The sequence below is a fragment of the Thauera mechernichensis genome (genome assembly GCF_029588855.1).
Classification (GTDB): Bacteria; Pseudomonadota; Gammaproteobacteria; order Burkholderiales; family Rhodocyclaceae; genus Thauera; species Thauera mechernichensis.
On the sequence record NZ_JARQZE010000014.1, the window covers coordinates 1 to 26405 of the forward strand.

The window sequence follows — 26405 nt, forward strand, 5'->3', positions numbered from 1 at the left end:
ACAACGCCATGGGCCAGCTCAACAAGGCCACCCAGCAGAACGCCTCGGCCTCCGAAGAGCTCGCCGCCACCGCCGAGGAGCTTGGCGGACAGGCCGGACAGCTGCAGGAGCTGATGGACTTCTTCACGGTGGTCAGCGCACACCGCGGTCGGGCGCGTTGAGGCTGGCACGACTGCAGGCTGCCGAGGACAGTCCCGCATGATCGACTGGCACAACATGTCGCCGCAGGAAATCGAGCGCCGGGCGAGGAACATTGCGCCGGGCGAGTGGGCGGTCGAAATGCAGAAGCCGATCTCCACCCTGCTCGGCTCCTGCGTTGCCGTGTGCATGTACGACCCCGCTGTCGGGGTCGGTGGCATGAACCATTTCATGCTGCCGAACATGCGCAAGCGAGAGGGGACGGTCGACGTGGATTCGCTGCTGTCCGGAGACTACGCGATGGAGGTGTTGCTCAACGGCATCCTCGGCCGCGGCGGGGCTCGCCATCGCATCAAGGCGAAGGCGTTTGGCGGCGGTACGATCATCAGCGGCATCGCCGCTTCGGGCATCGGCAAGCGCAATGCCGACTTCGCGCGCGAATGGCTCGATCGCGAAGGCATCGAGCTGATCGCCTCGGACTTCCTCGGCGCTTGCTCACGCAAGCTGCTCTTCGTGCCGGCGACAGGTGATGCATACTGCCGGCGCATGACCACCACGATGGCCACGGCCCAGGAAGTCGCCAAGGCCGAACAGGCCTATGCCGAATCACTGCGACGTCCCCCGCCCAAGTCCAATGTCGAACTGTTCTGAGCTCGGGACTCCACCCGTACATGGATAACCAAAGCCTGACCGACCAGGAATTCAGCCTGTTCCAGAAGCTGATCTACCGCCTTGCCGGCATCAACATGGCCGACAGCAAGAAGGCGCTGGTGGCCGGCCGCCTGTCACGACGCCTGCGCCACTACGGCCTCGACAGTTTCGGTGCCTATTACACGCTCGTCACCAGCGGCGACGCCCTCGACGAACGCCAGTTGATGGTCGACCTGCTGACCACCAACGAGACCTACTTCTTTCGCGAGGCGGCGCACTTCGACTTCCTGCAGGACTTCGCCGCCAGCCGGCGCGGCCGCCCGCTCAGGGTCTGGAGCGGTGCGTCGTCGAGCGGCGAGGAGCCCTATACCATTGCCATGGTGCTGGCCGAGACCCTGGGCATGTCAGCCCCCTGGGAGGTGATCGCCTCGGACATCAGCCTGACCGTGCTCGAACGCGCCGCAGCCGGGCTCTATCCGCTCGAACGCGGTCGCGGCATTCCTCCCGAGCTAATGAAGAAGTACTGCCTGAAGGGCGTTCGCAGCCAGGACGGAAACTTTCTCGTCATGTCCGCGCTACGCGAGCGGGTGACGTTCCGCCATCTCAACCTGCTCGAACCTCACCACCGCGACCTCGGCCAGTTCGACGTCATCTTCCTGCGCAACGTGATGATTTACTTCGACAACGACACCAAGCGCAAGGTCATCGCCAACATGCTCCCCCACCTGCGCGAAGACGGTGTCTTCATCGTCGGCCACTCGGAGACGCTGACCGGGATCACCGACCAGCTCGGCGCCCTGAGGCCGACGCTGTACTGCCGCGCGGGTGCCCGCGCCCAGCTCGAGCGCTACCGCAGCGCAATGCGAAGCGGGCACGGACGATGAGCAGCCGGATCAAGGTCATCATCGTCGATGACTCGGCGGTGGTGCGCCAGACCGTGCGCCAGGCCCTCGAGCGTGACAGCGGCATCGAGGTGATCGCGGCAGCCTCCGACCCCTTGTTTGCCATGGGCCACATGCAGCGCCAGTGGCCGGACGTGATCGTGCTCGACATCGAGATGCCACGCATGGACGGCCTGACCTTCCTGAAGAAGATCATGACCGAGCGCCCCACACCGGTGGTGATCTGCTCCTCGCTCGCAGAGAATGGCGCTGCCGCAACCATGCAGGCCCTGGCGGCAGGCGCGGCGGCGATCATCACGAAACCCAAAATGGGCGTGAAGCAGTTTCTCGAAGGCAGCGCCAACGACGTGGTACAGGCGGTGAAGGCCGCCGCACGGGCCAACGCGAGCCGGCTCGCGCCGCGTACCGTGGCGCCCAAACTGAGCGTCGACGCCATGATCGGCGCTGGCCTGGGAAGCGGCTCGAGCATGGTGCGTACCACCGAACGCGTCATCGCCATCGGCACATCCACCGGCGGTACGCAGGCACTCGAAGCCGTGCTGACCCGCCTGCCAGCGGTATGCCCGGGCATCGTCATCGTCCAGCACATGCCCGAGCGCTTCACCGCGATGTTCGCCGAACGCCTCGACAGCCTGTGTGCGCTGGAGGTGCGCGAAGCGTGCCACGGCGACCGCGTCATGCCCGGACGCGCGCTGATCGCCCCCGGCGGCAAGCACATGATGCTCGCCCGCAGCGGCGCACAGTACACCGTCGAAGTGGTCGATGGCCCGCTGATCAATCGCCATCGGCCCTCTGTCGATGTGCTGTTCCGCTCGTGCGCCAGATTCGCCGGTCGCAACGCGGTCGGCGTGATCATGACCGGCATGGGCGACGACGGCGCACGTGGCCTCAAGGAGATGCACGATGCCGGCGCCCACACCATCGCCGAGGACGAATCCAGCTGCGTCGTCTTCGGCATGCCGCGCGAGGCGATCAAGCTCGGCGGTGTGGACCAGGTGCTGCCGCTCGACCTCGTTGCCGAAGCGATCATGAAGGCGGGTTGAAAGGTCGCAGCGCACACGAGGCGCATGCACAGGTGATCGACGAGGCGCCGACGCGGCATCCATGCGGCAATGCTGATGCATACTATCGGCGGCGGATCCCCACCCATGTTCAGCACAGGCGCTCGACAATGCACAGCACCGGCCTCACCGACCAGGAGTTCAAGCTTTTCCAGACGCTCATCTACAGTCTGGCGGGCATCAGCATGGCCGACAGCAAGAAGCAGCTGGTTGCGGGTCGCCTGTCGCGCCGACTGCGTCATTACGGCCTGGACACCTTCGACGCCTATTACCGGCTGGTCACCCGTCCGGACCAGTCCGTCGAGCGCCAGTTGATGGTGGACCTGCTGACCACCAACGAAACCTACTTCTTCCGCGAAGCCGCGCATTTCGGCGTGCTCGCCGAGCTTGCGGCGAGCCGTCGCGGACGAAGCTTCCGGGTCTGGAGTGGAGCCTCGTCCACCGGCGAAGAGCCCTACACCATCGCCATGGTGCTGGCCGAGACCCTGGGCATGTCGGGCAACTGGAAGGTCATGGCCTCGGACATCAGCCTGACCGTACTCGAGCGCGCACGCGCCGGCGTATACCCGCTCGATCGCGGACGCGGCATTCCACCGGCGCTGCTCAAGAAGTACTGCACGCAGAGCGGACAGGGGCTCGATGCCAGCCTCGAGGTCGTGCCCCAGTTGCGTACCCGCGTGGAGTTCCGCCAGATCAACCTGATCGCCCCTGGCCATGCCGCAATGGGCAAGTTCGACATGATCTTCCTGCGCAACGTCATGATCTACTTCGATCAGGACACCAAGCGCAAAGTCATCGGCAACCTGCTCCCGCACCTTGCGGACGACGGCATCTTCATCGTCGGGCACTCCGAAACCCTCAGCGGCATCACCACCGAGCTGACGTCCCTGCGCCCGACCCTGTACACCAGGCCCGGCGCACGAGAACAGCTCGCACAGTTCACCAACAACGCCCGCCGATGAAGCTCGACCGCCTCCCCCGCAGCGGCGAACGCATCATCGCCATCGGTACGTCCACCGGCGGTACCCAGGCACTCGAAACAGTGCTCACGCGATTACCGGCCAACTGTCCCGGTATCGTGATCGTGCAGCACATGCCCGAGCGCTTCACCGCGATGTTCGCAGCGCGTCTGGACAGCCTGTGCGCACTCGAGGTGCGTGAAGCGCGCAACGGCGACATGGTCCAGCCCGGGCGGGCATTGGTCGCCCCCGGCGGCAGGCACATGCTGCTCGCGCGCAGCGGCAGCCATTACTCGGTGCAGGTGGTGGATGGCCCCCTCGTCAGCCGCCATCGCCCCTCGGTGGATGCCCTGTTCAACTCCTGCGCCAAGGTCGCCGGTCGCAACGCGGTCGGCGTGATCATGACCGGCATGGGCGACGACGGCGCACGTGGCCTCAAGGAGATGCACGATGCCGGCGCCCACACCATCGCCGAGGACGAGTCCACCTGCGTCGTGTTCGGCATGCCACGCGAGGCGATCAAGCTCGGCGGCGTAGACCAGGTGCTGCCGCTGGAGCGCATACCGGACGCAATCCTGAAAGCTGTTTGAGTGCCTCACTTTCGTCTGGGGAAACGCCACCAGGGCAACACACGGCTCATCGAAAGCACCTCACCGCTATTCGAGGGTTGGTAGCCGGGGAGGCTCACCAGCCGACGCTGCCACGCGCTCGAACCGAGCAGTGCGAGAAGCGCACGGACTGCGGATTGATCCAGGGTGGACTTCAGGCAGGCGAGGAAGTATGCCTCCTCCACCAAGGGTATGAAGTCCAGCCCCCGGTCACGAGCACTTGCCTCAATCCCGAAACCGGCATCGGCCTCACCGCTTGCCACGGCCTGGGCAACCGCGGCGTGCGAAGGCTCGTCCACATCGTAGCCTCGGATCGAGAAAGGGCTCACCCCGAGCTCCCCCAGAAGCTCGTCGAATACGACACGCGTACCCGTACCGCGAGCCCGGTTGACGAAACGCACGCCTGGCCGCGGAAGATCACGCAGCCCGCATAGGGCGAGCGGATTACCCGGCGCCACGATCAAGCCCTGGCTGCGGCGCGCAAAACCGATGAGCTTATGAAGCCCGGGGCGCAACAGAGGCTTGTAGGTGTGGCGGGAGAGCGAGTCGGGCGCTGCGGGCTGGCGGACATGGAAGCCTGCCATCGTGCAACGGCCTTCGTTGAGCGCTCGGATGGCGTCGACGCTGCCCGTGAAGCGTATGTCCAAGTACAGACGGCCAGAACGCGCCTCCTCGGCCAGGGCCGCAAGCCCTTGATCGTAGCTTGCGTTCAAGCTCAATACATGCGCCGACTCATCGAAAGCGATCGCAAAGGCGCGCTCCAGATCTCCACGCAGAGCTTCGATCTGCGGCAAAAGCCTCGCCTGCACCTGGCGTTCTGCCATAAGCAGCTTGGCCGCAAACACGGTAAGCCGCGCCGCCTGTCCCTTCTCCCAAAGGATCAGCGGCTGACCAAGCTCGGCCTCCCAGCGCTTGAGTTCGCCCCAGACATGACGGTAGGACAAGCCAAGCGCGCGTGCTGCAGCCGAGATCGAGCCCTGCACACTGACCGCCTGCAGCAGGTCCAGCAAGGGGTTGCGCACCAAGGCGGGCGCCGCCGCCGGGCCGAGGGTGTAGTTGAGGCTGATCCTATGCATAGCCGTTCATATTGATGAGCTTAGGTTAGGCCAATAGATTGCGCCAAGCTGGTCGCTGAAGCCAATCCTGCCGATCACTCCAATTTGCCTACAACACGGTTGCCCGATAGCCGACGGAGACGACACCCATGCGCACCTCACTGCTTTCTCTCGCCAGCAAGCACGTCGCAAGCCTCGTTGCGGCCACCACCATCGCACTGTTACCGCTCGTCGCCCAGGCGCAAGCCACCTCGATCGTGATTGCATCCACCACCTCGACCGAGCAGTCGGGCCTGTTCGGCCACATCCTGCCCCAGTTCAAGCAGGCAACCGGCATCGACGTGAAGGTGGTCGCGCTGGGTACCGGACAGGCGCTGGATGTGGGCCGCCGTGGCGACGCCGACGTGGTGTTCGTGCATGACGCTGCAGCCGAGCAGAAATTCGTCGACGAGGGCCACGGCGTAGCGCACCGCCAGGTGATGTACAACGATTTCGTGCTGGTCGGCCCCAAGGGCGACCCCGCAAGCGCGGCAGGCAATGACATCGCCGCTGCGCTGCAGAAGCTCGCCGCCGCCGGAGCCCCTTTCGTGTCGCGCGGAGACAAGAGCGGCACCCACGCGGCCGAACTGCGCTACTGGAAAGCCGCCGGCCTGGAGGACAAGGGCCGTGGCTACAAGGAATGCGGCTGCGGCATGGGGCCGGCGCTCAACATGGCGGCATCGAGCGGCGCCTATGTCCTCACCGACCGCGGCACCTGGCTCAGTTTCAAGAACCGCGCCGACCTCGCAGTCCTGGTCGAGGGCGACACCCGGCTGTTCAACCAGTACGGCGTGATGGTCGTCAATCCGGCGCGCCACCCGCACGTCAAGGAAGCCGAAGCGCGCAGCTTCGTCGACTGGATCGTGTCGCCCGCCGGTCAAGAAGCGATCGCCTCGTACAGGATCGCTGGCGAGCAGCTCTTCTTCCCCAACGCCGGGCAGTAAGCGAACGCCGGCAAGTACGCAACGATCAGGCGCTGCCCAGCGGCAGCGCCGTCTTGTCGATCACCCGCCGCAGCACGAAGCTCGAATGCACCCCGGTGACACCGGGAATGCGGGTAATGCGGTTCAGCAGCAGTTCCTGGTAGCCATCCATATCGGTGACGACGACCTTCAGCTGGTAGTCGGCATCCTGACCGGTAATGAGCAGGCACTCGAGCACCTGCGGAATGTTCTCGACCTCGGCCTCGAAATGCGAGAAGCGCTCGGGCGTGTGGCGGTCCATCGAGATGTGGATCAGCGCCATCAGCGACAGGCCGAGCTTCTTTGCATCGAGCAGCGCGCGGTAGCCGATCACCAGGCCGGACTCCTCCAGCGCGCGCAATCGCCGCAAGCAGGCCGAAGGTGACAACGCGATACGGTCGGCGAGCTCCTGGTTGCTGATTCGACCATCCCGCTGCAACAGATCCAGAAGCTGGCGGTCATAGCGGTCAAGCTGCATGATCAGGCGCCTCATTGTTCATGAATCGCAGATTGTTGCACCAAACTTCCGTTTCGTGAACTTTTCTGCCGGCAAACACCGAATCGCACTGCAACAACGCAATCGTCTGCCGCAGCTCGGCGCGTAAACTCTCCTCCATCGAATCACGCCACGCCCCCCGAGGACCGCGCCATGATGTTGCAGAACCCCGCCGCCAAGTACCGCCCCTTCGCCCCGATCGCACTCGCCGACCGCCAATGGCCGAACAAGGTCATCGACCGTGCGCCGATCTGGATGAGCACCGACCTGCGCGACGGCAACCAGGCGCTGTTCGAGCCCATGAACGTCGAGCGCAAGATGCGCATGTTCCGCACCGTGTGCGATATCGGCTTCAAGGAGATCGAGGTCGGCTTCCCGTCCGCCTCGCAGACTGACTTCGACTTCGTACGCACCCTCATCGAGGGCGGCCACATCCCGGCGGACGTCACCATCCAGGTGCTCACCCAGGCGCGCGAGGACCTCATCCGCCGCACCATGGCGTCGGTACGCGGTGCGCCGCGGGCGATCATCCACGTCTATAACGCCACCTCGCCCACCTTCCGCGAAGTCGTGTTCAACATGGACAAGCCCCAGGTGGTTGCGCTCGCGGTGTCGGCCGTGCGCTTGATCAAGCAGATCGGCGCGCAGATGAGGGCCGAGTGCGGCACCGAGATCCGCCTCGAGTACAGCCCGGAGACCTTCTCCGCCACCGAGCTCGACTTCGCCAAGGAGGTCTGCGACGCCGTCACCGCCGAATGGGGCGCGACGCCGGACAACAAGGTCATCATCAACCTCCCCGCCACGGTCGAGGTCGCCGCGCCCAACGTCTACGCCGACCAGGTCGAGTGGATGCATCGCCAGCTCGAGCGCCGCGACAGCGTCGTGCTCTCGCTCCACCCGCACAACGACCGCGGCAGCGGCATCGCCGCAGCCGAACTCGGCATGATGGCCGGCGCCGACCGCGTCGAGGGTTGCCTGTTCGGCAACGGCGAGCGCACCGGCAACGTCGATATCGTCACCCTCGCGCTCAACATGTACACCCAGGGCGTCGCGCCCGGGCTCGATTTCTCCGACATCAACGCGGTTGCGCGCACCGTCGAGTACTGCAACCAGTTGCCCATCCACCCACGCCACCCCTATGTGGGGGATCTCGTATTCACGGCCTTCTCCGGCTCCCACCAGGACGCCATCAAGAAGGGATTCGCCGCCCACAAGGCGGACACCCCGTGGAACGTACCCTACCTCCCGATCGACCCCGCCGACGTCGGCCGCAGCTACGACTCCGTGATCCGGGTGAATAGCCAGTCCGGCAAAGGCGGCATCGCCTACCTGCTCGAGACCGAGTACGGCATCGTCATGCCGCGCCGGCTGCAGGTGGAGTTCTCGCGCGAGGTCCAGCAGGTCACCGACGCCAGCGGCGGCGAAATGTCGGCGTCGGCAATCTGGAACCTCTTCCGCAGCACTTACCTCGACACCGTCGCGCCGGTTCGCTACGTCGAGCACCATCTGTTCGAGCACGGCGAGGCGCAGGGCATCCGCCTGGTGGTGGAGATCGGCGGCACCCGACACCTGCTCGTCGGCGAGGGCAACGGCCCGATCGACGCCGCCATCCACGCCTTGCGCGGCGCCGGCATCGACGTCCAGGTGCGCAGCTTCGAGGAGCGCTCGATCACCCCCAGCGAGGACGGCGGCAACGCCCAGGCCTGCGCCTTCCTCGAGCTCACCGAGGCCGGCGGGCAAGGCGGCGACCGCTACGGCGTGGGCGTAGACGGCAACATCGTCACCGCCTCGATCCGCGCCATCATCAGCGGCATCAATCGCCTACAGCCGGCGCACGCAGAAGCACCGGCAGAAAAGGCGGCCTGAGGCGAGCGGCGGGCGACGCGCGGTCAAGGCGATCAGCATCATCGCCACCTAGCGGTCGCGCGCTTCATGTCCGGGCAGGCCCATGTGCTCGCGCCTGATAGCCTCGATCCGCGCGGCGATCCCATCAGCGGATGCATCACGCACAAGCAGACGGAAGATCTCCGGCACATAGTCGTCGTACTCCGTCTGTGCGCCAGGCTCGGAGTCGACACCGAGCGGATCCCACACCGTGTGCAGGATCTGGCTGACCCGCTTTGCCAACACACGCCATGGGCGGGTAGCCAACCCCGGCATCATCTCAGTCCCTCTGACTGCCACGGTTACGGCTGCACGCGAAACGCGAGCTGCGCCGTTGCATTGGCGCTCTGGCGGCGCGGCGCTCGGGTGAAGAAATCGTCGGACGGAACACCATCCGAGGCAACGGGCAGCACCGCCAGAAACTTGCCCGCCAATCCATCGTCCGCGTCTTCGCGCGTCTGCCACATCGCCAGAAACTGAGCGCGACTATAGGTGCGATTGCCCAGCGACGGATCGGCCAACCACACCGTGTCGCCGCTGATGCCGCGCAAAACGGTGAAATGGTCGTCCTTGCGGTGCTTCACATACACGACGACGGGCATCCTGAGCCGTGAAAGCTGCTCCCAGCTCGCAGCAAAGCCCTGCGCCCGAAACCCGAACTCCGGCAAGGCGCGCGCCATATCGTCGAAGCTGGCCCGGCCATCGCCCTTGTCCATGGCCTTGAGCAAGGCTTCCTCAGTGACGTTCTGGCCGTAAAAACTGTTGAGCAAGGTTGCCAGGGACGCCGCGCCGCAAGAGTAGTCCAAGTCCTGCTTGACGATGCGCGCGTCACGGCGCGTCTTCCAGCTCTGCACCGGGACGATGCGATGGACGGAGTGGGTGACGAGCAGGACGCCTTCGGCACGCTGGGGCGGGCCTGCGTCCGCCGTGCCGAGAGTATCCGCCAACACCATGGTGCTGATCATGGGCAGCGCAGCGATGGCGATGAGGCGCCTGTGCAAGGGTCGCATCAACCCATACCCGCCGGCCCTGCGCCCGGAGGCGGCAACGGGCCAACCCCGAGCATGGCCAGCACGATGCCGAGCACCGCGAACACGACCATGGCGGCCAGCATGGCCGGGATCAGCCCGATGACGATGCCGCCGATGCTGTAGCCCAGGCTCGCCTTGGGAATGGCGCCCGACAGCGCGTTGGCCCCGACCCACACCGAATACAGCCACAGCGGAAAAGTGAATAGCGGGGCGACCCCGAGCGCCGACAAGCCCGCACCCAGGGCATCGGCCACCAGCCACGACGCTGCCACCAGGTTGAACAGATCGCCCTGGCCGTCCCAGCGGCCACCGCGCCTCATCCACCAGCGCAGCACGCCGACGATGATCAGAAACGCCACCCAGGTTGTGAGAAGGCCCATGCCCACGGCCAGCCACAACGGCGGTACGGGCATGTCGGGTGGTGTGTCGCGCAGACTCGGATCGAGGCCGATCAGCTGGCCGATGAGCGTGATGGCCAATACCGATTGCCAACGCGGAAAATCAAGGCGCGATAAGGGAAGTTTGCGTAGAAGGAAGAGGGAGAGAGAAGTATTTAGCATTCCGACGCTGACCAATTCAGTGCTTCCGCTTGTAGCGGAATAGACGAGTATGAGAGCTCCAAGGCAAAGCAATCCGAGCAGCACAATGACTACTGGATTCGCCGCTTCTTCCGTGCGAGAGTCAAGTAGCCCAAACCCCGCAAGCATGACCCACGCACTCAATCCGAGACACAAGGCCAGTACCGGTTTGCGGCGGCTAGCGACATGCCACGACCAATGCATCAGGGAGAAAGGGGTCATCCGGGCAAGAATGCCGTACAACCCTTATGGGGATGCTGGAAAGCCTACTAAACAACACCCCGTTAGTAAAAAGATCAAAGACCTATCTGCGAAAGCGCGAACAGTGAGAACACACCGCTTCCTCAGTCAGACGAGGCCGCGCAGCCAGGCTAAGAAATATGCTCCTGCCCATACGAGCAAAATAATCACGGCCAGCACAAATGTAACCAGGTTGGCGAGATGATGACCAGCATCGGCACCAATGCCAATCAGTCGCTTCAGAAGGGAGAGTATTTTCATTTTTGACCGTCACTTGCCCCAGTATTCACTGGGGCAAGGCTCCATGCATTACAAGCCCAAGCGGTCCAGTACCTCAATCGTTGCCATTCCTGCGTGGAAAAGAGGCATGTATGCGGACGACTGATAAACCGTCCAAGCGGCAGCACTTAAGGAACCCCTGGTCAACTGATGTTCTGAGCACGCTCACCCAAGCCAACCGCTTTCGCCGACTCCGATGATCGATTTTTCCGCGCCTACCGCTGTTTTTCGAGGCCTTTTCGGCCCCGAGCACCCGTTTTCGGGTGCAGCGGGCGGATTTCGCCCATCAACTCATCAAGGCTCGCCTCGCCAAGTGAAGGTTGGTCAGTCCGATCAGCGAGAACACCTGGGCGGCGTTCTTCGCGATCCCCTTGTAGCGCACCTTCGTGTAGCCGAACTGGCGCTTGATGACGCGGAAGACATGCTCCACCCGCGCGCGGATCGAGGACATCTTGTGGTTGAAACGCTTGTTCGCCTCGGTCAGCGGGTGCTGCTTGCTGGCCTTGAGCGACACACCCCAGAACAGGCCCACCTTGCGCGCGACGCGCTTGAGCTTGTTGTTCACGTAGCCCTTGTCGCCGAACACCGCCCGGTCATCCTCACGCACCGGGTGCGGCAACTGGTTGATGTCCGAGACATTGGCAGGCGTCACCGAAACGGTATGCACAAGCCCGGAATTGACGTCGGCGCCCACATGGACCTTCATGCCGAAGTACCACTGGTTGCCCTTCTTGGTCTGATGCATCTCAGGGTCGCGCTTGCGTTCCTAGTTCTTCGTCGAGGGCGGCGCATGGATGATCGTGGCGTCGACCATCGTGCCCCCCTTGAGCAAGAGACCACGCTGCTCGAGCGTGTCGTTGATGATGTTCATCATCTGCGAGGTCAGTGCGTGCTTCTCGAGCAGGTGGCGGAACTTGAGGATCGTCGTCTCATCGGGCATCGCGTCGTCGGTGAGGTCCAGACCGGCAAAGCGGCGCATCGACTCGACTTCGTAGAGCGCATCCTCCATCGCCGGGTCGGACAGCGCATACCACTGCTGCATGAAGTAGATCCGCAGCATCGTCGAGAGCCGCATCGGCGGACGGCCACGCCGGCCCGTCGTCGGGTAGTGCGGCTCGATGACTGCCAGCAGCGCTGCCCAAGGCACGACCTTCTCCATCTCAGTCAGGAAGCGCTCCCGACGAGTCTGTTTCTTCTTCCGTTCGAAAGCCAGCGAGGCGAAGGTCGTTTGCTTCATGGTGGCAGCGCGGGTCATGACCTCAGTATTTTACGGGCTCTGAATAGATCAGAGCTTCCTTAGAAAGGGTTCAAGAATTGCCAAAATACCAGATGGCAACAATAACGATTATTACAATCCAAGGATGTGTGATTATGGCATACGGATCTTCGCCACTCAGATTCAGCAAGAATAGAGAATCACGCTTCCCAACGTCATCAATCAGCTTAAGAATCGGGACCAACAAGATCCCAACAAGCAGTAGTCTGTTATTGAGCGGCAGGGCAATCAAGAACCCCACGACGATACTTAGCGCGGCAACGATTTTCAGCACCTTGGGAGACACTGCGATCTCACCAACCGTAAGCACCTGCAATACCGTCAAGTATCCCCACACTCACTATAGAGTTAAACTCCCAGATGGCTCCAACCGCGCCGAGGCCAGACCCTGCAATTGCACCGCCTCCAACGCTAGAGAGAAATCCATACAAAGAGAAAGGCGATCCACTGATTTGGTTGGAGAACATGTAACCCAGCCCACCACCAACACCACCCAATAATGCTCCGTATGGATTGACTGCCCCTTCCGTCTCCCTCATCTCCTGCTGCGACAGCGCCGCCAGCTGCATCGGCTGCCCTGCCTGCTCGAACATCGCATCGATGTCCGTCTGGCTGAACGCCGCGATCGGTTGCGCGGCTTGCAGGTTCTGCACCTGCACCTCGCTGGCGTTTGCCTGTGCCGACAGCATGCCCACCATGGCCAGCGCCACCGCTGCGTGTTTGAACTGCTTCATATAGACTCCTTCATGTCACGAAGTACAACAACTAGCCTCGAAACAGACTCCCGAGGCACCCATTGACGGTGTTTGCGGCACCGGTAATTTGTCCCGGGCGGCTTGCCGCCCGACTTTCTCACGCTACCTTCGCACTCCTGCACGCCGCGCCAGCGATCAGAACGTGTATAGCCAGTTCGCCCGCAGTTCCGTGCCGCTGCGCCCCGAGGCGTTAACCTTGAACGTGGTGTTGAGCGTGTTGCCGCGGGCAACGCCATAACCGACCCCCAGCAGCAGATCGGTAGCCGTGCGGTCGATGCCCTGGCGCTGGCCGTCGAAGCGGTCGGCCTGGCGGCGCGTCCATTGCACGCCGGTGGTCAGCGTCACGCGGTCGTTCACCGCGAAACCCACCGAGGGGTTGAGCAGCAGCAGGTTGCCGGGCCGGTAGTCCTGCGTGCCGTTGCGGCGGCTCTGGTTGAAGCGGTAGGCGGCGGTCAAGGAGAACACGATCGGGTCGATGGCCGTGTAGGTGGTGACGCCCAGCATGGCCGACTTGAAGCTGGCGCTGCTGTGGCGATGTTTCTCGCGCAGGGCGATCTCCCCGAAACCGAGCACGGCAGGGCCGTTTTCATCCTGCTTGAACTGGTAGTTGACGCCCGCCCAGGCATCGGCGAAACCCGCTTCGCTGCTCGATGTCGTGCCGCCCACGCCGCTGCTGCGGTGGCTCGACGACAGGCTGCTCATGCGGGCATAGACCTCGGCCTTGGCCGTCAGGCCATAGCGCAGGCCGAAGGTGGCGACCAGGGTGTCGCTGTTGCCGATGCGCTCGCCCACGAGCGTAGGCACGGCTACGAACGAGGTGGGCCCGGTCTGGACGATGATCGGCTCACCCGTCGACACGCCACTGCGGTCCATGTTGGCGTAGGCCAACGAAAGATCGAGCTTGACCTTGCCTTTGTCGGTGATGAGGTCTTCCACGGTGAGCGGCAGGTCGGCCCAAACCGCGGGGGAAACGGCCAGAAGCAGGCCGGCAAGGCGACAGCGAACAATCATGATGACAAACCATTCCATTGGCGTTTTTATCTTAAATGGATTACATCAATTAGGACAAATGAATTTAAATTGCAATAACGCAGATGAGCCGTTCACGGCCACAGCGCCTGTTCCGACTGCATGAAGGCGAGCCGTACGACTCTCTCGTCGGCGTACTGCTGCGCGTCGGCCAGCATCCGGCCATCGACGTCACACAGCTCGCAAGGGGTTTCGATCACCCGGATGGCGCTGCAACTGCAATCAATCCGGCCCCGGGCGTCATCCTCTCAAACGGGTCGTTGCCCCAGCCGCCGCCCGGCGGCCTCTCCGACCGCCTCGGACAGGGCCGCCAGGGTCTGGTAGAAGCGGGTGCCGAATTCGATATACAGTGCCCGACCAGCCGGACTGTTCGCCTTTTTCAGCAGCTGTCCGAGTTCCTCCGTATCGAACTCCTGGTACGCGGCGGCAGAGTGAACGAGCAGCATCTGAGCCATCTGTGCCCGCATCGCAAAACGCTGTGCATTCATGTGGCTCTGCACCTCGTCGAAGCTGGGTCTCGCCGTGCCCTGCGGCAGGGTCGAGATCAAACCCCACTCGAGCGCCAACTGGCTTTGCAGCGCCATGTTGGTGGCCTGCTCCACCGCATCGGTGGCCTGCAGCCAGGACTGCAGCAGTGCCATCCGGCTGGCATCCTGGCTGAGCGTCTCCATGATCTGCGGCGCCCGCTCCATCATCTCGCGCTGGAAAGCCGGCGAGGCCGCGTGCTCGTCGGCGGCGGTCAGCTTCCTGCCCAGCGGCGTCGCATAGAAGCCCAGCCAATCGGCCAGCTGCTCTGCGCTCAGGCTGGCTTGCAGGTGGGCGGTGACCGCCTGCTGCAAGCCCTCGAAGCCAAACACCTCGTCGGCCGCAGCCTTGAGCGCAGCCTCGACCTCGGGAGGCACCGCCGCCCCCTGAGCCCTGGCCTGGTCGAGCCCCTGCCTGAAATAGGTGGGCAGCTCCCGCACCATCCGCTCGATGCTGGTCACCTGCAACAGCCGCCGCCAGTCGGTGGCGGCTGCATCGGCCTGGACGCCCTGCATGCCGTCCTGTTGCGCAAACACATGCGCCCCCGGTGCAAGCAAGCTCAACGCGAGCAGCCCTGCCCCCAGGAATCGAAACCGTTTGAACATGATCACTCCTTATCAATGAAACACTCAGGCAGCATCAGGACCGCCAAGTCCGGCCAGCCAGGTTCGAGAGCGCTGGCGCGGCACCAGGCTGCGCGCACACTGACGAACACGGGGGCTGTTAGACGAGACCAGCGGATCTGCGTGTTGATACTCTGTAGTAAATGCCTTTCATTATCATTTACTTTTTTGTCATTTTATCTCCTTCTGCTCCCCGCTTGTCAAGCGCATACGGCTCAGATGAGTTTCCAGAAACAGGCGGTTTGGAGAAGGCACAATGCGAGGATGAGCACCGCAGATCACCATCCCGCAAGTCTCGCTACACAGCCTCTGTTCGCACCGATCGGGCGCTGGCTCGAACGCTGCGCCGGCACCGGCCTGCCTGACCACGCGGCGCTCGACGCCCTGCTCGCCGAGGCGGCCCCGGGCACCCGCAGCGGTGGCGGGGCGCCGATCCGCTTCGTGCCGCCCGGGGAGACGCCTGCGGGCTACGAGGCCCACATCTTCGCCCGCGGCGAGGTGCCGACCCGCAGCGGCGACTGGCACGATTTCTTCAATGCGCTGGCCTGGTGCGCTTGGCCGCGCACCAAGGCCACGCTCAACCGCCTGCATGTCGAAGAACTGCAGACCCGCACGGCGGCAGGCCTTTCCGGGCGCGGGCCGCGCCGCGACGCACTGACCCAGTTCGACGAATGCGGCATCGTGGTGGTGTCGGCCGATACCGAGATCCCCGCGCTGCTCGCTGCGCATGAGTGGGAAGCCGCATTCTGGGACTGCCGTCAGCGCCTCGCACAGACCACCCGCTTTCTCGTCTTCGGACACGCCACCTGGGAGCTGCTGCGCGCCCCCTTCTTCGGCCTGTGCGCGAAAGCCCTCTACCGCAGGGTTGCACCCGACTGGCTGGCGCTGCCGGCGGACGCAGCGCTGGCCGACACCGACGCCTGGCTCGCCCACGAGTTCACCACCACACTCGGCGACTTCAGCCCGCGCAGCCTGTCAGCCCTGCCACTGCTCGGCATCCCCGGCATGACACCCGAAAACGAATGCGCCGCGTATTACCGCGACACCCGCCAGTTCCGCCCGCGCCGCGCGCATGAGGCCCACGCCGCCATCCTCTGACATTCGATATGGATGATCCGGACGGCGCCACGTACAATGCCTTCGTCATTGACAGCGCAGATGCTCATGCCGCGTCCACCCACCTCCCCAGAGACGCCCCCCAGGACTGCCCAGCGGGCCTGCACCGCCTGCGCGCCCGCACCCACGGGCACTCAACGCCCCCGACGGCCAATGAACGCTGCATCGCGACTCGGGCCTGCCCGCACGCACCGCACATTGATCCTGGCGCTGCTGGTGGCCGCGGTCAGCGGCGCGGCCTGGGCCGACCCGCACACGCCACCGGCGCCCGCCCCCATGCTCGCGCTGCGCTACGACGCGGCCATCGACCCGGCCCAGTACTGGATCAGCGAAAAGCTCGACGGCGTACGCGCGCTGTGGGACGGCCGCCAGTTGCGCTTCCGCAGCGGGCGGCCGATCGTCGCGCCCGACTGGTTCGTTGCCGGGCTGCCCGACACGCCGCTTGACGGCGAGCTGTGGCTGGGCCGCCAGCGCTTCGACGAACTCTCCGGCCTCATCCGCCGCGCCGACCCACAGCACCCGGGCTGGCGCGCGGTGCGCTACATGGTGTTCGACCAGCCCGCCGGGGCGGGCGACTTCAGCGCCCGTCTGCAGGCACTCCAGGCCCTCGTCATGGCGGCCGACCGGCCCTGGCTCCAGGTCGTGGAGCAGCGCCGGGTCACCGACCGCGCAGCGCTGCAGCGCCTGCTCGACGACACCGTCGCCGGCGGGGGAGAAGGACTCATGCTGCACCGCGCCGACGCCCACTGGCAACCCGGCCGCAGCGACGCCCTGCTCAAGCTCACCCCATGGCTCGACGCCGAGGCCCGCGTCGTCGGCTACATCCCCGGCAAGGGCCGGCTGCAGGGCAGGGTCGGCGCACTGGAGGTCGAGACCGACGACGGCCGCCGCTTTCGCATCGGCAGCGGCCTGACCGACGCCCTGCGCAACACCCCGCCCGCCATCGGCACGCTGGTCACCTACCGCTACCGCGAACTCACCCCCGGCGGGCAACCACGCTTTCCACGCTATGTGCGCGAGCGCACGCTGCCGTAGCGCCCCGCGCCGCCCTCCTCACGCCTCCAGCTGCAGCGCCGCCAGCCGTGCATACAGCCCGCCCTGGCGGCGCAGGTCGGCCGGGGTACCGGTCTCGACGATGCGGCCGGCGTCCATCACCACGATGCGGTCCACCTTCTGCACCGTGGCCAGGCGGTGGGCGATGATGAGCGTGGTCCGCCCCCGCATCGCGGCGGCCAGGCCCTGCTGCACCAGGATTTCGGATTCGGCGTCGAGCGCACTGGTGGCTTCATCGAGCAGCAGGATGGGCGCACCCTTGAGGATCGCACGCGCGATCGCGATGCGCTGGCGCTGGCCGCCCGAGAGCCGGGTGCCGCGTTCGCCGAGGAAGCTGGCGTAGCCTTCGGGCAGGCGGGCGATGAATTCGTCGGCAGCCGCGGCGCGGGCGGCGGCGATCACCTCGGCGTCGCTGGCGTCGGGACGGCCGTAGCGGATGTTCTCCAGCGCGCTTGCCGAGAAGATCACCGGGTCCTGCGGCACGATCGCGATCCCGGCGCGCAGCGCGTGCAGCGACAACGCGCGGATGTCGCTGCCACTGATACGGATGCAGCCCGCGCTCGCCTCGTAGTAGCGCAGCAGGAGCTGGAACAGGCTGGTCTTGCCGGCGCCCGAGGGGCCGACGAGCGCAATCCGCTCGCCGGGTGCGATCTGCAGCGAGATGTCGTCGATCGCGCGCACGCCCGGGCGTGCCGGGTAGCAGAACACGACGTGGTCGAACGCGATCGCGGGCAGGGCGGCGTGGGCTGCGGGCGTGGCGCGGGCGCCCTCGCCGGCGCGGGCCGCGTCGCCATCCCGGATCGCCGGCTCGGCGTGCAGCAGCTCCATCAGGCGCTCGGTGGCGCCGCTTGCACGCATGACGTCGCCCCACACCTCGGCCAGCGTGCCCACCCCACCCGCCACCAGCGCGGCATAGATGAGGAAGGCGCCGAGTTCGCCCACCGACAGTGTGCCCGCCTGTACCTGGCGCGCGCCGATCCACAGCACGAAGATGATCGTGCCCATCACCGCCGCGATGATGAGCGCGGTGAGCAGGGCGCGCACGCGGGTACGCTGCACGGCAGCCTGGAAACCGGTCTCGCTGCGCGCGGCAAAGCGCCGCGCCTCGTTCGCTTCCTGGGTGAAGGCCTGCACCGTGGGCATGGCGTTGAGGATCTCGCCGGCCAGGGCCGAGGCATCGGCGATGCGGTCCTGCGACGCGCGCGACAGCCGGCGCACGCGCCGGCCGATGACGGCGATGGGCAAGGCCAGCACAGTCATCAGGCCGACGATGAGGCCGAACAGCTGCACGCTGGTCACCGCCAGCATGAGCATGCCGCCGACGAACTGGAACAGGCTGCGCAAGCCCATCGAGATCGAGCTGCCAACGACGGTCTGCACAAGGGTGGTGTCGCCCGTGAGCCTCGAGAGCACTTCGCCGGTCTGCAAGGTCTCGAAGAACTGTGGCGACTGATGCAGCACGCGGGCATACACCGCGCTGCGCAGGTCGGCCGTGACGCGCTCGCCGATCCAGGACACCGTGTAGTAGCGCGCCGCGACCACCACCGCCCAGAACAGCGCGAGGCCGACCAGCGCCACGAAGCGGCCGTCCAGGCCCTGCGCACCGAATAGCCCGGCCCCCGCCACATCACCGCCAAAACCCGCGTCGATCAGGTCGCGGAAAGCCAGCGGCACGACGAGGATCGCGGCCGAACCGAGGCAGAGCAGCACGAAGGCCAGGACCACCCGGCCACGATGCGGGCGCAGGAATGGCAACAGGCCGCGCAGTGCGGAGAGTGGGCGAGCAATCGGGGGCGAGGACGTCATGGTCGGTAGGCAGGCACGGTGAATGCCCGATTATTGCCGGATTTCCCGCGCTCGAACGCGAACGCCATACCGCACCGAGCTCGCAGACACGGACGGTCGACTGCGCTATGGTGTCCGTACCGCCCGCCCGCAGGAGGTCCCGCTTGGACACGCCCGACTCAATCCACGCCTTCTGGTTCGGCCCGGACGCCGACACGACCGCGCAGACAGCCATCATCGAACGTCAGTCCGCACTATGGTGGCGGAAACAGGCCGAGGTCGACGCCGACATGCGCCAGCGCTTCGCAGCGCTCGTCGGCCGAGCGGGTGCCGGCGAGCTGGACGGCTGGCTGGGTACGCTGCGCGGCCGGCTTGCGCTGATCCTGCTTACCGACCAGTTCCCACGCAATATCTGGCGCGGGCAAGCTGCCGCCTTCGCCTTCGACGTGCTCGCACTGCGCTGGGCGCGGGACACGATCAGGCTCGGCCTCGACCTCGATGCGCGCCCGATCGAGCGCGTGTTCCTGTATCTGCCACTGGAACACTCCGAGGATCTGGCCGATCAGCGCGAAGCCGTCCGTCTCTTCGACGTGCTCGCCTCAGGCCTTGGCGCGGCAGAGCGGCCCGCCTTCGATGGCTATGTCGATTACGCGCGCCGTCACCTGGAGATCATCGACCGCTTCGGCCGCTTTCCCCATCGCAACGCAGCCCTGGGCCGCGAATCGACGCCGGATGAAGTCGCCTTCCTGCAACAGCCCGGATCCGGATTCTGACGTAACCGGACTCAGCCAGCGCGAAGCACGGCGTCGAGCGCGCTCTCGATTGCGGCTCGGCGTGCGCCCAGCTCCGCAATCAGGGACGGACGACTGCCGGCGGCAGCAGGCGCGCCAGCACAGCGCTCGCACAGCTGCGCCAGTTGGGCGAGTTCATCCTGCAGGGCTTCGCAGGCCGGTGCGTCGACAGCGCCGGACGCACGCTCTGCGGCCAGCCAACGCCCGAAGGCGCTGCCCTCGATGTCGAACGCGGGCACCTCCGCGCCCTGGTTGCCAAGCGCCGCCGCAGCCAAAGCGCACCAGTGTGCAAGCTCGGCCCCGGCATACAACAGCAGCACCTGGTCGCGGCCGAGTTCTGCCGCACTCTGCCAGGATGGATCCGGTCGCCAGGCCGTCACCCACACGGGTACGGCGGCCGCAGGCATCGGCCGTGCAATACCGTAGCCCTGGGCAAACTCGCACCCCAGCAACAGCAGGCGGCGCGCATGTACGATGCTCTCCACCCCTTCGGCAACCGCCTGACGGCGGAAGGCCTTGGCCAGGCCGATGACCCCCTCCAGGATCGCCAGGTCATCGGGGTCCTCCAGCATGTCGCGTACAAAGGTCTGGTCGATCTTGAGCACGTCGGCCGGCAGGTGCTTGAGGTAGGCGAGCGACGCATAGCCGGTGCCGAAGTCGTCGAGCGCAAACCGCACGCCGAGGCGCCGGCAGCCGCGGATCACCTCTGCGACATGCTCGAGGTTGCTGAGCGCGCTGGTTTCGAGAACCTCGATCTCGAGACGCCCGGGGCCAATGTCGCGCTGACGTCCGAGCAAGGCCTCCAGGCGGGCGACGAAGTCCGCGCGCTGCAGGTGCTCGGCCGAGATGTTGACGCTGACCGGCAGGTCCAGTCCCTGCTCGCGCCAACTCACATGCTGGGCGAGCGCGGTATCGATGACCCATTCACCGAGCTCCACGGCAAGCGGGCTGGCCTCGACATCGGCGAGGAAGGCGCCCGGTGAAAGCAGGCCGCGCTGCGGGTGATGCCAGCGGATCAGCGCCTCCAGCCCGATCACCGCACCGGTACGCATGTTGACCTTGGGCTGGTAGAAGAGCTCGAACTCGCCCCTGCGGAGACCCGCGGCAACCTGGGCCAGCGTCTCATGATGGCCGCGCACGCTGCGATCGAGCTCGGTGTCGAAGATGCAGAAGCGGTTCTTGCCGGCCAGCTTGGCCTGGTACATCGCCTGGTCGGCCTGGCGCAACAACTGGTCGGCATCGACGACATCGGGCTGTGGGAACAAGCTGACGCCGATGCTGGCCGACAACTGCAGTCGCACGCCATCGATGTCCACCGGGCGGGACACGACATCGAGCAAGCGCATCACGAAGGGCACGAAGGCACCATGCTCGCCGACATCGACGAGCACGGCCGCAAACTCGTCACCGCCGAGGCGTGCGATGGTGTCGCCCTCACGCAAGGCCGCGCGCATGCCGCCGGCGAACTGCTTGAGCAGGCGGTCGCCGAGCGCGTGGCCATGCTGGTCATTGACCAGCTTGAAACCGTCGAGGTCGAGGTAGGCCACCGCCACGCGCTGCTCGCGGCGGCGGGCCTGCGCGATGGCCTGCTCAAGGCGGTCGCGCAGCAGCGCCCGGTTGGGCAAGCCGGTAAGGGCGTCGTGGTGGGCGAGGAACTCGAGCTCGGCCTCGTGCGCCTTCTGCGCTGCGATATCGGCATACAGGGCAACATAGCGCAGCGCCTCACCGCCGGCGTCCGGCACCGCGCTGATGGTGAGCAGCGCCGGGTAGTGCTCACCGGATTTGCGCCGGTTCCAGATCTCGCCACTCCAGAAACCGCGCTCGCTCAGGCTTCGCCTCATCACGGCGTAGAACTCCGCACCATGTCGCCCCGACTGGAACATCCCCGCCGGATGACCCAGGATCTCCTCGCGCGTATAGCCGCACTGCCTGCAGTAGGCCTCGTTGGCGTCGACGATCAGGCCTTGCCCGTCGGTGATCAGGATGCCTTCGCGGGCATACGAGAACACGCTCGCCGCCAGGCGCTGGCTGGCCTGCGCCTGGCGTTGCTCGGTGAGGTCGATGTCGATGCAGTACATCTCGAACTCACCATCAGCGTTGCGCTGCATGACGTGGCTGGAGAAAACCGGCACGCTGCTGCCATCCTTGCGCAGCAGGTTGAGCTCCCCTGCAGGGATCTCGACGCCTTTCTCGATCCAGTCGCGATGCAAAACCTCGAGGTCAGCGCGCATCTCGAGCGGAATCAGCAGTTCGTCCAGCCTGCGCCCGAGCGCTTCCTCGGCACTGAAGCCATAAAGCGCGGTGCTCGCTTCGTTCCAGAAGATCACGTTGCGCTGGGCATCGTAGCCCTGCACCGAGATGTTGGGGATCTTCTCGAACAGCTGGCGGAAGCGCGCCTCGCTCTGGCGCAGCCGGCGCTCGGCATCGCGGCGCTCGAGCGCGTTGCGGATGGCGTCGCCGGCAAGCGCGAGCAAGGCCTTCTCCTCGTCGGCCCAGCGTCGCCGGGCATGCACCGAGTCGAAGCCGATGAAGCCGGACAGGCGCTTGTTCGAGCGCATCGGCGCTGCCAGCGTGGAATGGATGCCCTGCGCCAGCAGTATCTCGCGGTCGAGGCGAGCCTCGTCGTCCAGCGCCTCCACGTCCTCGATATCGACGCAGTCGAACGCCCTCAGCGTACGTGCGAACAGCAGCTCGTGATCGAAACGGACCTGCTGCAGGCTGCCGATCTGCGTCAACACCCCCGGCGCGCACCACTCATGGGTATTGCAGGCGTGGGCGTCGTCCTCCGCGACCGCGAACACGTAGGCTCGATCGGCACGCGCATGGCCGGCGAGCTCGCCGAGCGCCTCGACGATCACCTCGTCGAGGCGCTCATGCTCGGCACCGACGATGCGCGCCGAGATGCGTGCCAGGGTCTGCTCGAGCGACACCCGCCGCCGCAGGGCGGACAGATTGCGGCTGTTCTCGAGCTCCGCGCTGACCGGTGCGTCGAAGATCTGGAGCAGGTCGAGCACCACTTGCGGCTGGGCCAATGGACGCCGGCTGAGCAGCGCAAGCAGCCCCAGCGGGTGCCCGGCATGATCGATCAGCGGCACCGCGCAATAGCCTTCTATGCCCTTGCGTACGAGCGCCTCGTCGCGCGGGAAGCGCATCGCGACGCCCTCGGCATAGACGCAGGGCGCCCGCCCGATCACATGCTCGCAGGGCGAGTCCGCAAGCGCGTAGTCGAAGGCCTGCATGCGCCCCGCGCTCGACCAGCCGGCGACCGCATTGACCCGCTCGCCGACCGCGTCGACCGCACCGACGAACACATAGTCGGCATCGAGCGCCTCAACCAGGTGCCGGCACACGCGCTCATGGAAGGCGACCCCGGTACGCGGAGTGGAATCTGCGGCAAGCAGATCGAGTGCGGCCCGCATGCGCCGCTCGTGGGTGACGTCGTGGGCAATGCCGAGCACGCCGATGAGGCGTCCATCCGCGCCGTGCAGGGGCGCCTTGGTAGTGAGGACAAGCTCACGGTGGCCGTCGCGGGCAAAGGTGAGCCACTCCTCACGGCTCACGGGCTGCATGGCGGCCAGGGCCCGCAGATCGTCCGCGCGAAAGGCTGCGGCCTCTGCTTCGGCAAAGAAATCAGCGTCCGTCCGCCCGAGGATCTGGTCACGGGACCGGCCAAGCAAGGCCTCGACCTGGCGGTTGCAGTGCAGGAACACACCGTCGGGGCTCTTTACCCACACCAGCGCGGGCAACGCATCGACGAGCGCATCAAGCCCGCCGTCGGCAAACACGGAGGTGGCGGCCGGTCCAGCGCCGCCAGCGGCTGGCAGATTGAGGCTCGGATGCGTATGGTCGATCACTCGGACTCCTTCACCGATGCACAGCCGCAGCGGGCGCTACGCATACTGGATTCTAGACAGCTGCCGAAACACCGGTAGTGAAAACCGCACGCCTGGCGAGATACGCCGGTGCCTGCCCCGGTGATGACCTTTGCCCATGCGCAAGCCGGCGTGGGCACGCGCCTGGCCAGAGGCCCGTCTGCAGGTAGAATGGACCAGGCCCGGCTTTCACAATGGAAGTTCCGCCCATGCATGCCGCCATCCCCATCCGCCTCGCACACCTCTGCTACCGCAGTTTCACTGCGGTACTGGTCGTCCTTGCCCTGCTCGCGGTCGGCGGCTGCGCCAGCCTGGTGCACCGCGAACCGGTTCGAATCAACGTCGTCGGCCTGGAGCCCATCCCGGGCGAGGGCATGGAGATGCGCTTCAAGGTCAGGATGCGGGTGCAGAACCCCAACGACTCGGCAATCGACTTCGACGGCCTCGCGCTCGAACTCGAGCTCAATGGTCGGCCCTTCGCCACCGGCGTCAGCGATCGCGCGGGCAGCGTGCCGCGTTTCGGCGAGACGCTGATCGAGATCCCGGTGTCGGTATCGGCGATCGCCGTGGTACGCCAGGCGCTCGGCGTGATCGAAGGCGAGACCAAGGCCGAAGTACCCTACACGCTGCGCGGCCGGCTCGCCGGTGGTCTGGCGGGTGGCATGCGCTTCTCCGACTCCGGTACCCTCAAGCTACCCGATCCGCTCAGGACGCCACGCTGAAACCCGCCGCGCGCGACACTCAAAAGGAGACCGAATGATGTCCCAGCCCGCCCTCAAGGACGCCCGCCTGCAACTCGACGATCGCGTCGCCACCCTCACCCTGGCGCGCGACGACGTGCGCAATGCGCTCACCGGCACCGCACTCATCGACGACATCGTCGATGTGGCCGAGTGGGTAAACGGCTGCGACGAGGTCTCCGTGCTGGTGATCACCGGCGAGGGTGCAGCCTTCTCCGCGGGGGGCAACATCAAGGACATGGCCGAGCGCGGCGGCGACTTTGCCGGCGATGTGGCCGAGGTCGCCACCCGCTACCGCCGCGGCATCCAGCGCATCCCGCTGGCCTTGCAGGCGGTCGAGGTGCCGATCATCGCCGCAGTCAATGGGCCCGCAATCGGCGCCGGCTTTGATCTGGCCAACATGGCCGACATCCGCATCGCCTCCACCCGGGCGAAGTTCGGCGAGACCTTCCTCAACCTCGGCATCATTCCGGGCGACGGCGGCGCCTGGTTCATGCAGCGCCTGATCGGCTACCAGCAGGCCTTCGAGCTCACCCTGTCGGGACGCATTGTCGGTGCGGAGGAGGCGAAGACCCTGGGCATCGCGCTCGAGGTCGTCGAGCCTGAGCAGTTGCTGGCACGCGCCCACGACATGGCCGCGCGCTTCGCCGCCCAGCCGCCCAAGGCGCTGCGCCTGACCAAGCGCCTGATGAAGATGGCCCAGCGCACCGAACTCAAGGACTTCCTCGACCTGTGCGCGGCCTTCCAGGGCATGTGCCACAACGAGCCGGAACACCTCGCGGCAGTCGAGCGCTTCCTGAAGCGCTGAACTGCAGTCAGCCAGGCCCAGCCGTGCAGGCGAGGTGCGCGCGCACGCTCAGTGGCGCGCGCGGAAATGCCACTCGCCGGCTGCGATATCGTTGGCCACGGCCCGGCGCGTCGCCTCATCCACCCGTGTGTCATCGAGCGGATACAGGCCGCACAGGCGCAGCGCGCGCCGGACCTCGATGGCCTGGCCGAGGTATTCATACACGACCCGGGCGCAACATGGCATGCGCTCGCCGCTGCCCGACACCCCTAGCTTGAGCCCGGTGAGCCGGGTGACACGGTTCTTGAACGAGGGGAAGAGGATGGTCTGAGTCATCTCCAGACCAGTCAGCGTCTCGTAGTCGGTCAGGAAGATCCGGTCGGTGAGGAAATGCGCCAGGCCGCGATAGATGCCATGGTAGGCCTTCTCGCGCGGATGCTCGATGAGGCGCTCGGTACGCTGGTAATACACCCGGTCGTCACGCCTTTCCAGGCATACCAGGGTACGCAGAAGCTGCCCGGGGCAGGCCATCGACAGGTAGGTCTCGAAGTAATAGCCCAGGTACTTGTCCAGCCCTGCGCTACCGATCTCCTTCAGGTGGGCGAGATCCGCCGCCTCCGGTGCGTGCGCCACGGCGGGCACCACCGGCCGCGGGCGGACTTGCACCAGGCGCTCGAACTGCGCGCTGGGCATCATGATTTCGTGCTCGTCCACCCCGAAGAAGGCGCAGAACCGGCGCAGCGTATGGGCCGAGGGCCGATAGCGCCCGCTCAGGTAGCGGTTGAACTGCGGCCGGTTGATGTCGAGCCGGCGGCAGACCTCGGCCACGGAGCGGTAGTAGCTGCACAACAGGCGCAGGTTGCGGGCGAAATCCTCGTTCATGGTGGCTCCAGGGGCGACGCGGCGGGCAACAGGAGTGGCGGCTCACGCGTACGGCCCCGGTCGGTGGCACACCTTGGATATGTCGCAGTATGGCGCAGTTTGTGCGCCCATTGGCAACGGCTTGAGCCAGGTCGTCAAATTCCCGTGCTGCCCGCGGCTTGCTGAAATGTCCGTGCTCCCGCCGTTCGCGCGGGGGAAAACGACAACAGCGGCCACGCGCCGCGCAGCAAGGAGACATCTCATGCCTGCCTACCCGTGTCACGTCCCGGCCCTGGCCGCCTGCCACCT

At 65.8% G+C, this 26405-nt stretch carries 25 protein-coding genes and 2 pseudogenes; 12 read left to right on the top strand and 15 right to left on the bottom strand.

Going from position 1 to position 26405, the window contains the following annotated elements; genetic code table 11:
* Window positions 1-198: 198 nt before the first annotated feature.
* The 5 genes and pseudogenes from P7F68_RS15495 to P7F68_RS15515 all read left to right on the top strand — a co-directional run.
* Window positions 199-789, top strand: a complete 591-nt coding sequence (locus tag P7F68_RS15495; protein ID WP_002925469.1) for a chemotaxis protein CheD — start codon at window positions 199-201, stop codon at window positions 787-789.
* A 20-nt stretch (window positions 790-809) separates the two neighbouring features.
* Window positions 810-1673 (top strand): CheR family methyltransferase, encoded by an 864-nt coding sequence (locus P7F68_RS15500; RefSeq protein ID WP_277834479.1) that lies wholly within the window; start codon window positions 810-812, stop codon window positions 1671-1673.
* The gene (locus tag P7F68_RS15505) at window positions 1670-2734 is read left to right on the top strand and encodes a protein-glutamate methylesterase/protein-glutamine glutaminase (protein ID WP_277834482.1); all 1065 of its coding nucleotides are present in this window, start codon (window positions 1670-1672) and stop codon (window positions 2732-2734) included. The genes P7F68_RS15500 and P7F68_RS15505 overlap by 4 nt, the downstream gene beginning before the upstream one ends.
* Window positions 2735-2862: 128 nt before the next feature.
* Window positions 2863-3714, top strand: a complete 852-nt coding sequence (locus P7F68_RS15510) for a CheR family methyltransferase (protein WP_004249240.1) — start codon at window positions 2863-2865, stop codon at window positions 3712-3714.
* 23 nt (window positions 3715-3737) lie between these two features.
* A pseudogene (locus tag P7F68_RS15515) lies at window positions 3738-4301 on the top strand (chemotaxis protein CheB); the annotation flags it as partial.
* A 5-nt stretch (window positions 4302-4306) separates the two neighbouring features.
* Here P7F68_RS15515 and P7F68_RS15520 read toward each other — a convergent pair.
* Window positions 4307-5395 (bottom strand): substrate-binding domain-containing protein, encoded by a 1089-nt coding sequence (locus P7F68_RS15520; RefSeq protein ID WP_277834485.1) that lies wholly within the window; start codon window positions 5393-5395, stop codon window positions 4307-4309.
* A gap of 128 nt (window positions 5396-5523) precedes the next feature.
* Here P7F68_RS15520 and P7F68_RS15525 point away from each other — a divergent pair, with 128 nt between their 5' ends.
* Entirely contained in the window at window positions 5524-6357 is an 834-nt protein-coding gene (locus P7F68_RS15525) for an ABC transporter substrate-binding protein (protein ID WP_277834487.1), read from the top strand.
* 25 nt (window positions 6358-6382) lie between these two features.
* On the opposite strand, the gene P7F68_RS15530 is transcribed toward P7F68_RS15525, so the two are convergent.
* Window positions 6383-6853: an Lrp/AsnC family transcriptional regulator gene (locus P7F68_RS15530; protein WP_453827683.1), complete on the bottom strand. Its 471-nt coding sequence runs from the start codon at window positions 6851-6853 to the stop codon at window positions 6383-6385.
* A gap of 171 nt (window positions 6854-7024) precedes the next feature.
* On the opposite strand from P7F68_RS15530, the gene leuA reads away from it, so the two are divergent.
* Window positions 7025-8737 (top strand): 2-isopropylmalate synthase, encoded by a 1713-nt coding sequence (leuA, locus tag P7F68_RS15535; RefSeq protein WP_277834491.1) that lies wholly within the window; start codon window positions 7025-7027, stop codon window positions 8735-8737.
* A gap of 48 nt (window positions 8738-8785) precedes the next feature.
* Here the strand turns inward: leuA and P7F68_RS15540 are convergent, their stop codons facing one another.
* The 10 genes and pseudogenes from P7F68_RS15540 to P7F68_RS15585 form a co-directional block, all read right to left on the bottom strand.
* On the bottom strand, window positions 8786-8998 hold the full coding sequence (locus tag P7F68_RS15540) for a hypothetical protein (protein WP_277834494.1): 213 nt from the start codon (window positions 8996-8998) through the stop codon (window positions 8786-8788).
* A gap of 59 nt (window positions 8999-9057) precedes the next feature.
* Window positions 9058-9720, bottom strand: coding sequence for a C39 family peptidase (locus P7F68_RS15545; protein ID WP_277834496.1), 663 nt, complete (start codon window positions 9718-9720; stop codon window positions 9058-9060).
* 44 nt (window positions 9721-9764) lie between these two features.
* A complete protein-coding gene (locus P7F68_RS15550) occupies window positions 9765-10265 on the bottom strand; it encodes a hypothetical protein (RefSeq protein WP_277834498.1) in 501 nt (166 codons plus the stop codon).
* Between the two features lie 447 nt (window positions 10266-10712).
* On the bottom strand, window positions 10713-10865 hold the full coding sequence (locus P7F68_RS15555; protein ID WP_157354456.1) for a hypothetical protein: 153 nt from the start codon (window positions 10863-10865) through the stop codon (window positions 10713-10715).
* Window positions 10866-11169: 304 nt separating this feature from the next.
* Window positions 11170-12120: pseudogene (locus tag P7F68_RS15560) on the bottom strand (IS5 family transposase).
* 70 nt (window positions 12121-12190) lie between these two features.
* Window positions 12191-12445 (bottom strand): hypothetical protein, encoded by a 255-nt coding sequence (locus P7F68_RS15565; protein WP_277834501.1) that lies wholly within the window; start codon window positions 12443-12445, stop codon window positions 12191-12193.
* A 7-nt stretch (window positions 12446-12452) separates the two neighbouring features.
* Window positions 12453-12893: a hypothetical protein gene (locus P7F68_RS15570; protein WP_277834503.1), complete on the bottom strand. Its 441-nt coding sequence runs from the start codon at window positions 12891-12893 to the stop codon at window positions 12453-12455.
* A 156-nt stretch (window positions 12894-13049) separates the two neighbouring features.
* Window positions 13050-13925 carry a transporter gene (locus tag P7F68_RS15575; protein ID WP_277834504.1) on the bottom strand — a complete coding sequence of 292 codons (876 nt, stop codon included), beginning with the start codon at window positions 13923-13925 and terminating at the stop codon, window positions 13050-13052.
* A 92-nt stretch (window positions 13926-14017) separates the two neighbouring features.
* The gene (locus P7F68_RS15580; RefSeq protein ID WP_277834506.1) at window positions 14018-14143 is read right to left on the bottom strand and encodes a hypothetical protein; all 126 of its coding nucleotides are present in this window, start codon (window positions 14141-14143) and stop codon (window positions 14018-14020) included.
* 48 nt (window positions 14144-14191) lie between these two features.
* Window positions 14192-14983, bottom strand: coding sequence for a DUF2059 domain-containing protein (locus P7F68_RS15585; protein WP_277834508.1), 792 nt, complete (start codon window positions 14981-14983; stop codon window positions 14192-14194).
* A gap of 372 nt (window positions 14984-15355) precedes the next feature.
* Here P7F68_RS15585 and P7F68_RS15590 point away from each other — a divergent pair, with 372 nt between their 5' ends.
* Window positions 15356-16189, top strand: coding sequence for a DUF3025 domain-containing protein (locus P7F68_RS15590; protein ID WP_277834585.1), 834 nt, complete (start codon window positions 15356-15358; stop codon window positions 16187-16189).
* A gap of 171 nt (window positions 16190-16360) precedes the next feature.
* Window positions 16361-17242: a DNA ligase gene (locus tag P7F68_RS15595; protein WP_277834510.1), complete on the top strand. Its 882-nt coding sequence runs from the start codon at window positions 16361-16363 to the stop codon at window positions 17240-17242.
* Window positions 17243-17260: 18 nt separating this feature from the next.
* Here the strand turns inward: P7F68_RS15595 and P7F68_RS15600 are convergent, their stop codons facing one another.
* A complete protein-coding gene (locus P7F68_RS15600; protein ID WP_277834512.1) occupies window positions 17261-19066 on the bottom strand; it encodes an ABC transporter transmembrane domain-containing protein in 1806 nt (601 codons plus the stop codon).
* A gap of 143 nt (window positions 19067-19209) precedes the next feature.
* On the opposite strand from P7F68_RS15600, the gene P7F68_RS15605 reads away from it, so the two are divergent.
* Complete coding sequence (locus P7F68_RS15605; RefSeq protein ID WP_002937599.1) at window positions 19210-19818, top strand: DUF924 family protein; 609 nt, start codon at window positions 19210-19212, stop codon at window positions 19816-19818.
* An 11-nt stretch (window positions 19819-19829) separates the two neighbouring features.
* On the opposite strand, the gene P7F68_RS15610 is transcribed toward P7F68_RS15605, so the two are convergent.
* The gene (locus P7F68_RS15610) at window positions 19830-23690 is read right to left on the bottom strand and encodes an EAL domain-containing protein (protein WP_002937596.1); all 3861 of its coding nucleotides are present in this window, start codon (window positions 23688-23690) and stop codon (window positions 19830-19832) included.
* A gap of 227 nt (window positions 23691-23917) precedes the next feature.
* Between P7F68_RS15610 and P7F68_RS15615 the strand changes: the two genes are divergently transcribed.
* Together P7F68_RS15615 and P7F68_RS15620 are read left to right on the top strand one after the other, a co-directional pair.
* Window positions 23918-24430 (top strand): LEA/WHy family protein, encoded by a 513-nt coding sequence (locus P7F68_RS15615; RefSeq protein WP_002937594.1) that lies wholly within the window; start codon window positions 23918-23920, stop codon window positions 24428-24430.
* Window positions 24431-24467: 37 nt separating this feature from the next.
* Complete coding sequence (locus P7F68_RS15620; RefSeq protein ID WP_002937593.1) at window positions 24468-25256, top strand: enoyl-CoA hydratase-related protein; 789 nt, start codon at window positions 24468-24470, stop codon at window positions 25254-25256.
* 48 nt (window positions 25257-25304) lie between these two features.
* Here P7F68_RS15620 and P7F68_RS15625 read toward each other — a convergent pair whose 3' ends face one another.
* Entirely contained in the window at window positions 25305-26117 is an 813-nt protein-coding gene (locus P7F68_RS15625) for a helix-turn-helix domain-containing protein (protein WP_002925512.1), read from the bottom strand.
* Between the last annotated feature and the right edge of the window lie 288 nt (window positions 26118-26405).

Bases quoted from the DNA above. Each gene is read 5' to 3' on its own strand.
- P7F68_RS15530 (WP_453827683.1), bottom strand. From the start codon at position 6,853: ATGCAGCTTGACCGCTATGACCGCCAGCTTCTGGATCTGTTGCAGCGG.
- P7F68_RS15520 (WP_277834485.1), bottom strand. From the start codon at position 5,395: ATGCATAGGATCAGCCTCAACTACACCCTCGGCCCGGCGGCGGCGCCC.
- P7F68_RS15525 (WP_277834487.1), top strand. From the start codon at position 5,524: ATGCGCACCTCACTGCTTTCTCTCGCCAGCAAGCACGTCGCAAGCCTC.
- P7F68_RS15590 (WP_277834585.1), top strand. From the start codon at position 15,356: ATGAGCACCGCAGATCACCATCCCGCAAGTCTCGCTACACAGCCTCTG.
- P7F68_RS15615 (WP_002937594.1), top strand. From the start codon at position 23,918: ATGCATGCCGCCATCCCCATCCGCCTCGCACACCTCTGCTACCGCAGT.
- P7F68_RS15570 (WP_277834503.1), bottom strand. From the start codon at position 12,893: ATGAAGCAGTTCAAACACGCAGCGGTGGCGCTGGCCATGGTGGGCATG.
- P7F68_RS15620 (WP_002937593.1), top strand. From the start codon at position 24,468: ATGTCCCAGCCCGCCCTCAAGGACGCCCGCCTGCAACTCGACGATCGC.
- P7F68_RS15625 (WP_002925512.1), bottom strand. From the start codon at position 26,117: ATGAACGAGGATTTCGCCCGCAACCTGCGCCTGTTGTGCAGCTACTAC.
- P7F68_RS15575 (WP_277834504.1), bottom strand. From the start codon at position 13,925: ATGATTGTTCGCTGTCGCCTTGCCGGCCTGCTTCTGGCCGTTTCCCCC.
- P7F68_RS15600 (WP_277834512.1), bottom strand. From the start codon at position 19,066: ATGACGTCCTCGCCCCCGATTGCTCGCCCACTCTCCGCACTGCGCGGC.
- P7F68_RS15585 (WP_277834508.1), bottom strand. From the start codon at position 14,983: ATGCAGGGCGTCCAGGCCGATGCAGCCGCCACCGACTGGCGGCGGCTG.
- P7F68_RS15500 (WP_277834479.1), top strand. From the start codon at position 810: ATGGATAACCAAAGCCTGACCGACCAGGAATTCAGCCTGTTCCAGAAG.
- P7F68_RS15505 (WP_277834482.1), top strand. From the start codon at position 1,670: ATGAGCAGCCGGATCAAGGTCATCATCGTCGATGACTCGGCGGTGGTG.
- P7F68_RS15595 (WP_277834510.1), top strand. From the start codon at position 16,361: ATGAACGCTGCATCGCGACTCGGGCCTGCCCGCACGCACCGCACATTG.
- leuA (WP_277834491.1), top strand. From the start codon at position 7,025: ATGATGTTGCAGAACCCCGCCGCCAAGTACCGCCCCTTCGCCCCGATC.
- P7F68_RS15545 (WP_277834496.1), bottom strand. From the start codon at position 9,720: ATGATCAGCACCATGGTGTTGGCGGATACTCTCGGCACGGCGGACGCA.
- P7F68_RS15510 (WP_004249240.1), top strand. From the start codon at position 2,863: ATGCACAGCACCGGCCTCACCGACCAGGAGTTCAAGCTTTTCCAGACG.
- P7F68_RS15555 (WP_157354456.1), bottom strand. From the start codon at position 10,865: ATGAAAATACTCTCCCTTCTGAAGCGACTGATTGGCATTGGTGCCGAT.
- P7F68_RS15495 (WP_002925469.1), top strand. From the start codon at position 199: ATGATCGACTGGCACAACATGTCGCCGCAGGAAATCGAGCGCCGGGCG.